Below are 7,285 nucleotides of genomic sequence, written 5' to 3'. Positions count from 1 at the left end.
TTCAATGCCAAGATCAAAGCCTTCCGGGCTCAGTTCAGAGGGGTAAGAAACGTCGAGTTTTTCCTTTATCGATTAACGCAGTTATATGCTTAAACCAAGATGCTCCACAACTTTTGCTCTTGATCCCTTTCTAACCCAGGGCTGTTGAGTCTTCTTTTCTTTGATCAACCCGGCCTGCGGCATTCGCTTGTCTTTCAACTCCTTACCACTATGAAATTGGGTCTTCTTGAATTCGGAACCGGATGCGTCAGTCCGATGGATCTGGTTGAAAATGTACTGGAATACGCGCAGCAGGCCGAGGAACTGGGCTACACCCGGTTCTGGCTGGGCGAGCATTACGGCACCCCGACGGCCTACCACAACCCCGAAGTGCTGCTACCCATCATCGCCGGCTTGACGGATCGCATCAAAGTCGGTGTGGCGGGGCTGCTGATGGCGTTCCACAATCCGTACCGGGTGGCGGCTTCGTTCAAAGTCCTCAACAACCTGTTTCCCAACCGCATCGATCTGGGTGTGGCTGGCGGAGGAGTTCCACCCGAAATCGGAATGCTTCTGGCTCCGGATCTCGATTTGTCCAGTTCTGCCCCTAAAGTGGAACGGTTTGCCGGGAACTGCCGGGCCTTGTACGACTATCTCTATGCGGAGGAAAACGCCAGCCTGATTGCGCCCGTCGGCGGGTATCTGCCCACCTACTGGTCGCTAAGCGCGGGCCTGAAAAACCCGGCGGTTCTGGCCAGCCAGCCGACGTCTCTTTGCAAGTCCCTGTTCCATACCGAAATCACGGATCATAAACGGGATGCGGAGAAAATTCAGGAATACCGGGCGGTTTTTTACGAAAAACATGGACGGGAGCCGGAAATCAATCTCGCCGTGGCCGGTGTCTGCGCCGAAACGGGCGCGAAAGCCCGCCAGATCCGGGAAGCCCTGGAGCGCCCGGTCAGCGTTTATAACGAATTGATTGGTTCCCCAACCTACATCCTGGATGAAGTGGCGCGGTTGCAGGAAATCTACGGCGTGGCGGAATTCATTTTCCTGAACATGGCGGAAGAAACCGGTCATAAAAAGGACGGAATCGAAAGACTGGCCAATACCCTGCCGCAGTATGCAGCCGCTGCCAGCAACGTTTATGCCATTTCCTACTAGTTATCAATCTATCCCGACCAGTTACAAGTTCCGATTTCACTATCGTTTCAAAACCCGCCAAGTTTGTATCGGCCAAACACAAAAAGCCGCCGGGGACGCTGAAAACCGCACCAGAGTAAGCACATCAATCACACCAGTTCAAAACAACAAATCATGAAAAAGCAAGTTTCAAAAATCACGTTGCAGACCGACAAAATCATCTCTCTGTCGAAAAACCAGGCCCTGAATGTCATCGGTGGCAAGCCAAAAGAAACCCGTACGGCCTGTACGAGCAAAATCTGTGAACCGTAAGCAAAACCGGCTTACCATACTCCAGATCGGAGAATAGCTCCGATTCTTCTAGGGACTTACGTCTGATAATTCTTTACACTTTCGCTTTTTGCCCCTAAAGGACGGTCGGCCGCTGCCGGACTTTTTGCATCCGGATTAAGCCGTGTCCAAGTCCCCTTTAGGGGATTTAGGGGCAAAAAGCGAAAGTCCTACTTCTTTCACAAGTTGAATCGCTGAGCGGAACGAAGGGGTGTAAAAGCTCCTTCGTTCTTCCCGTATTACCAGTACCACACCATACACACACGATACTTTCTGGTCATGAAAACGACTGCTTTCGAAACCGCTTTTGTTCGGGTTCCCCTGGCGGGTTTTGCCGCCATCGACAATCCGGACTGGACGCAGCTCAGCCAGCAAATCCATCACCCGGCTTTCCTCGAAGCGTTGTACATTGCGTCTCCGGCTTTGTACGAAGAAGCGATCCGGTTCGATTTCCGCCGTCAGCCCGACGAAAAATCCCGGCGGGTACTCTATCCCCTGATCAAATATTTATCCCGTTACGCCACCCGCTGCACGCCCTTCGGTTTGTTCGGCGGTTTTGCCACCGCGCCCATCGAGGCCACTAACTCCAATATACGTATAGAGAATACCGGTAGCCTGAAACGGGTCGTTCGGCTCGACATGAATTACCTCTGTGCGCTGGCGCAGGATCTGGAAAAACACCCGGATGTGAAGCCGTATCTGCGTTTTTTTCCGAATACGAGCCTGTACGAAATCAATGAACAATACCGCTACGTCACGTACCGGTATGACAAAGGCCAGCGGGTTCACCACCTGAGCAGCGCCGAAAAAAGCCCGTATCTCGCTGCGGTTCTGGAGCAAAGCCAACCGGGTGTTCGGGCCGAAAGCCTGTATACGGTTTTAATCAGCGACGAAATCAGTGAAGACGATGCCCGGGATTTCGTTGAATCGGTGGTCGATGCCCAGTTGCTGGTGAGCGAACTGGAACCCTCGCTGACGGGCGAAAATTTTTTAGTCCAAATTCTGACCATTCTGCAAACGATTGGCAGCCAGCATCCTTCTGACGAAATCGCCCGGATTGTGGCGTTGTTGCAGGAGGTTACCGTTGATCTGAAAACCCTGGAAAGTGGGGAGCACGAGACTTCAATCGACCTATTGGGTCAGGTTGAGCAAAAGCTAAGCCGCCTGGCTACGCCGTTCGACCGGAAAGTCCTCTTCCAGATCGACACCTATTTACCCACGCTCTCCGGCCAGTTGAACCGGGGACTTCTCAATAAATTAGTCGCCAAAATTCCAACGCTCCTCAAACTGACACCCACCAGTGAGGGAGCGTTGGATGACTTCAGAAACCGTTTTACCGAAAAATACGAAGACGAAGAAATCCCGCTCGTCGTGGCCCTCGACCCCGAAATCGGCGTCGGTTTTCCCGCCGATCAGGAATCCTTCGATGATTCGCCCCTGGTGGATGGCGTGGTGGCTGGCGCATTGGCCAAAGCAAAAAAAACCTGGACGGTGGCTCCCGAACAGGCATTTTTGTTCCAGAAAATAGCCGAAGCCCAACTCCACCGCACCGCCCAGATTGCCATTACGGAAGAGGATCTGTTGGCCATTGAACCCGCCCGACCCAACCTGCCGCCCACGAATGCCGCTATGTTTTCAGTCATTCGCGAGAACGGGCGGGAAACGATGGTTCTCGATAGTTTTGGCGGAACCACCGGCACGTCGTTGCTGGGCCGTTTTGGCCATACCGACGCCACTGTTCTGGATTTGGTGCAGCAGATCAGCGACGCCGAAGACCAGATCCGGCCCAACGTCATTTTTGCCGATATCATTCACCTGCCCGAAGCCCGAACCGGCAATATCATCATCCGCCCCCAACTGAAAGCCTACCAGATTCCGTATCTGGGCAAAGCATCGGTCGACGCTGAACACCAGATTCCGGTGACGGATTTGGTGATTCGGGTGGTGGGAAACCGCGTGGTGTTGCGGTCGAAGTCGCTCAACAAAGTCATTGTTCCCCAGCTTTCCAACGCCCATCATTACGCCCAGACCAATTCGCTGGACGTCTATCATTTTCTGTGCGCCCTCCAAAATCAGGCCATTCGGCCGTGGTTAGGTCTGTCGCTGGGGCCGGTCAATGCGGTATTTGTCTACATTCCCCGCATTGTGCTGGACAACATCGTTCTGTCGGAAGCCCGCTGGAATTGCCGCGCACAGCAGGTTAAACCGCTGGTGACGGCTTTCAAAAAAGCGGACTGGCCGGGTCTGAAGGCCGAGATTGACCACTGGCGCGAACAGTACGGTATTCCCCGGCACATCTGTTTGCTGGACTACGACAACGAATTGTACGTGGATCTGGAAAACCCGTGGCTGGCCGAAACGTTCGTCAATGAGATCAAATCGCAGGACCAGTTTCAAATCAAGGAGTTTCTGTTCCGGGGAGATAACGCCGTTACGCAGTCGCCCGCGGGCTGGCACACGAATCAGTTTGTGGTGGCTTTTAAAAACGAGCCGGATGTTGCCCTTGCCCCTAAAGTCGTGCGCGACCCCGGCCTTGCCCCTAAATCCCCTAAAGGGGACTTGGACGCGGCAAAGCCAGGGTCCCGCAAATTCTTTGCCGGTTCAGAATGGCTCTATTACAAGATTTACACCGGGATTAAAACTGCCGATGCGATCCTGACGACGGTGTTACATCCGCTAGCCGACCGGTTTGCCGAGCGCGGCTGGACCGACCGGTTTTTCTTTATCCGTTATGGTGATCCGCAACTCCACATCCGGTTCCGCATCCACCTCATCAACCCCGCTTTTATAGGAACGATTATTCAGGAATTGCACGATGCGCTGGCGCCTTATGTGGCCACGAACGTAATCACCGCTATTAAAAACGATACGTACAACCGCGAACTGGAACGCTACGGACGCAATTCCATCGACGCCGTTGAGACGTATTTTCACCGGGACAGTCAAACGATTCTGAACTTCCTGAGCCTGATCGAAGGCTCGGAAGGCGAAGAATGCCGGTGGCGGTTTGGCATGAAACTCATCGACACGCTGCTGGACGAGATCGGTTTTGACCTGAAACAGAAACTGGATTTTGCGGAGGAACAAGCCACCGCTTTTGGCCGGGAATTCGGGTATAATTCGGTACTCAAAAAGCAACTGGATACGCGGTATAAAACGATTGAAACCGCCATCGTGGAATTGTGGGCCGAAACCAACGAGGATCACCGGTTTTTCTACGATCTGAACCAGCAACGCCGGGAAACGTTGCGGCCCTTCATCCAGACCATTTTTCAACTGAAAGAACAGAATCAACTGGAAATACCCCTGACGTCGTTGCTGGGCAGCCTCATTCACATGACGACCAACCGCTTGTTCCGCACCCGGCAGCGGTTTGTCGAATATTCGCTCTACTACCATCTCCACAAATACTACCGGACCGTGTATGGCCGCACGGTACTGGCGAAGAAAAACACCTTCGTCGAAGCAGCTTTTTGATCTGGAAAACGACATGAATCTGACAATATTTCTGAGTGATGCCCCCGTTTGCAGACCCGCCCGAGAGTCTGACTATTCGCTCATTCACTCATTCACTCATTCACTCATTATTTTCAGATGAAAAATGTTTTGAAATCCATACTGGGTGGCAAAATGAGCCCTTACGCGCTGGTAGACCGGTTTCCGCACCTCGATCAGAGTGCCGGGATGGATTGCGGCCCTACCTGTCTGGCGATGGTTTTCAAGCATTACGGCGCGCAGGACGTTCGGCACCAACTGACCAAACTGGCCGAAATCAACACCGAAGGAAGCAGTCTGTACGACCTGATGGAAATCTCGGAAAGCTTCGGTTTCAAGGCGGAAGGTTACGAACTGGATTATCCCTATTTACAGAAGATTCAACTGCCGTGCATCGCCCATTACGAAGGCCAGCATTTCGTGGTGGTGTACGAAGCCACGGATGCGTACGTGCGCGTGGCCGATCCGGCTTTTGGCAAGGCCCGGTACGAAAAAGACGAATTCTGCAATAAATTCAGCGGTATTGTGCTGGAGTTAAAACCGACCGCGAAGTTTTTCGAAAACACGGAACTTGAGGAAGTTGCCAAAGAACACAAGGCGAAAAAGGCATCGGTTTTTCGGCAACTCTACTTCCCGATTCTGAAAGAAGGTAAGCGCGTGCTGGCCGAGATTTTCCTGTTTTCGCTGGTGCTCGAACTCGTCGGGCTGGTGTTGCCGCTGTTCACGCAAACGATGCTCGACAACGTGCTGGTCAACCAGAACAAAAAGCTGCTGGTCGGGATTCTGGCGGGTTTGATGCTGGTTTTTGTCGTGCAGGTCGTGCTGACCTACGGGCGCAGTATGCTGATGATGCACTACCGGTTCCGCTTCGAAACCGAGTTCATGGGCAAGTTCTTCGAACGACTCATCTCGCTGAAACAGAAGTATTACGACAGCCGCAAGCGCGAAGAATTTATGTCGCGGTTTCAGGAAGGCATCGGCATCCGGGCGCTGACCAACCCGATCATCATCCAGCAGTTTCTGGATGTGTTTTTCATGCTGATTTACTTCCCGATTCTCTTCGGTTTCAACACGCAACTGGCCACCATCGCGCTGGTGTGTTTTGTGGCCTACGGTCTGACGACGGTTTATTTTATTCCGATCATTAAGAACCTGCGGTCGAAAGTATACCACAAAAATCAGGCTTCATTAGGCGGTTTTCTGGATACGGTTTTAGGCATCAAAACCGTCAAGCTATTGTCGCTGGAAAAATACAAACTGGTTCGCTGGAAACAACTGCACCGCGAGTCGATCAACTCCGTGATGGCCGACGAGGAAAAGCAGATTCTGATCAACTCGATGCAGCGACTGATTTTCATTTTCAGCCAGATTGCGGTGTATTGGGTTGGTGCCTATCAAATTTTCACGGGCGAACTCACGATTGGGCAATACATGGCATTTACGGCCATTTTCATGATTCTGATGAACTCGATCAACAGCGTCAGCATGCTCTGGATGATGGTGACGCAGCTCAGTGTCAGCTTCGGAAAAGTCAACGAGATTTTTCTGGAAGACGAAGAATCCGCGAATGTGCAGGAGCAGGTTTCCCGGTTTTCAGGGAAGTCGATTCGCTTCAACAACGTTTCGTTTCGCTATCAGCAGAAAGACGCAAAATATGTTTTAAAGAATCTGAATTGCGAAATCCGGCAGGGCGAGCGCATCGGCATTGTCGGACGAAACGGCACCGGAAAATCCACCTTCGTCAAACTGCTGATGAACCTTTATCCCGACTACGAAGGCCAAATCTTTTGCGACGATACCGAACTGCGGAAAATTCACCCGAAAACACTTCGCAAGCACGTTCACCTGTTTCCGCAGGACACCTACGTTTTCAACGATACCATCAAGGAAAACATCCGCTGCGCCAACCTGTCGGCTTCGATGGAACGCATCGCGGAAGCGACTCAACTGGCTGACCTCCATCAATTTGTCAAATCGAACCATCTGGGTTACAACCACATGATCGGCAGTTTTGGCAGCAATCTCTCCGGCGGACAGGTTTTGAAGATCGGTTTTGCCCGGCTTTTCGTGGCCGACCAACCCGACATCATTATTCTGGACGAAGCCAGCAGCGCGCTGGATGTGGAAACGGAACGCCGGATTCTGGACAACATTTACGAGCGGTTTAAAGGAAAAACCATCATTTCCATTGCGCACCGGCTGCACACGCTCAAAAACGTGGACCGGATTCTGGTTTTCGACGGCGGCACCATCGCTGAGCAAGGAAACCACGGCAAACTAATTGATAAACAAGGCATTTACTACGATTTTATCAAAACATACATCGACTACTAAGACC

The 7,285-nt window shown here is 52.2% G+C and carries 4 protein-coding genes; all 4 read left to right on the top strand.

The features are described from left to right. Positions 1-210 precede the first annotated feature (210 nt). A complete protein-coding gene (locus DUE52_RS31450; protein WP_114410116.1) occupies positions 211-1,143 on the top strand; it encodes an LLM class flavin-dependent oxidoreductase in 933 nt (310 codons plus the stop codon). A 153-nt stretch (positions 1,144-1,296) separates the two neighbouring features. Then, positions 1,297-1,434 (top strand): class I lanthipeptide, encoded by a 138-nt coding sequence (locus tag DUE52_RS32555; RefSeq protein ID WP_165841073.1) that lies wholly within the window; start codon positions 1,297-1,299, stop codon positions 1,432-1,434. 297 nt (positions 1,435-1,731) lie between these two features. After that, positions 1,732-4,929 carry a lantibiotic dehydratase gene (locus DUE52_RS31445; protein WP_114410115.1) on the top strand — a complete coding sequence of 1,066 codons (3,198 nt, stop codon included), beginning with the start codon at positions 1,732-1,734 and terminating at the stop codon, positions 4,927-4,929. 117 nt (positions 4,930-5,046) lie between these two features. Next, positions 5,047-7,281, top strand: coding sequence for a peptidase domain-containing ABC transporter (locus tag DUE52_RS31440; protein WP_114410114.1), 2,235 nt, complete (start codon positions 5,047-5,049; stop codon positions 7,279-7,281). Positions 7,282-7,285: the final 4 nt, after the last annotated feature.

This window comes from Larkinella punicea (assembly GCF_003334855.1).
In the GTDB taxonomy this organism is placed as follows: domain Bacteria; phylum Bacteroidota; class Bacteroidia; order Cytophagales; family Spirosomataceae; genus Larkinella; species Larkinella punicea.
The sequence above is the reverse complement of the archived record's forward strand: the minus strand, read 5'-3'. Positions and strand labels throughout refer to the sequence as shown.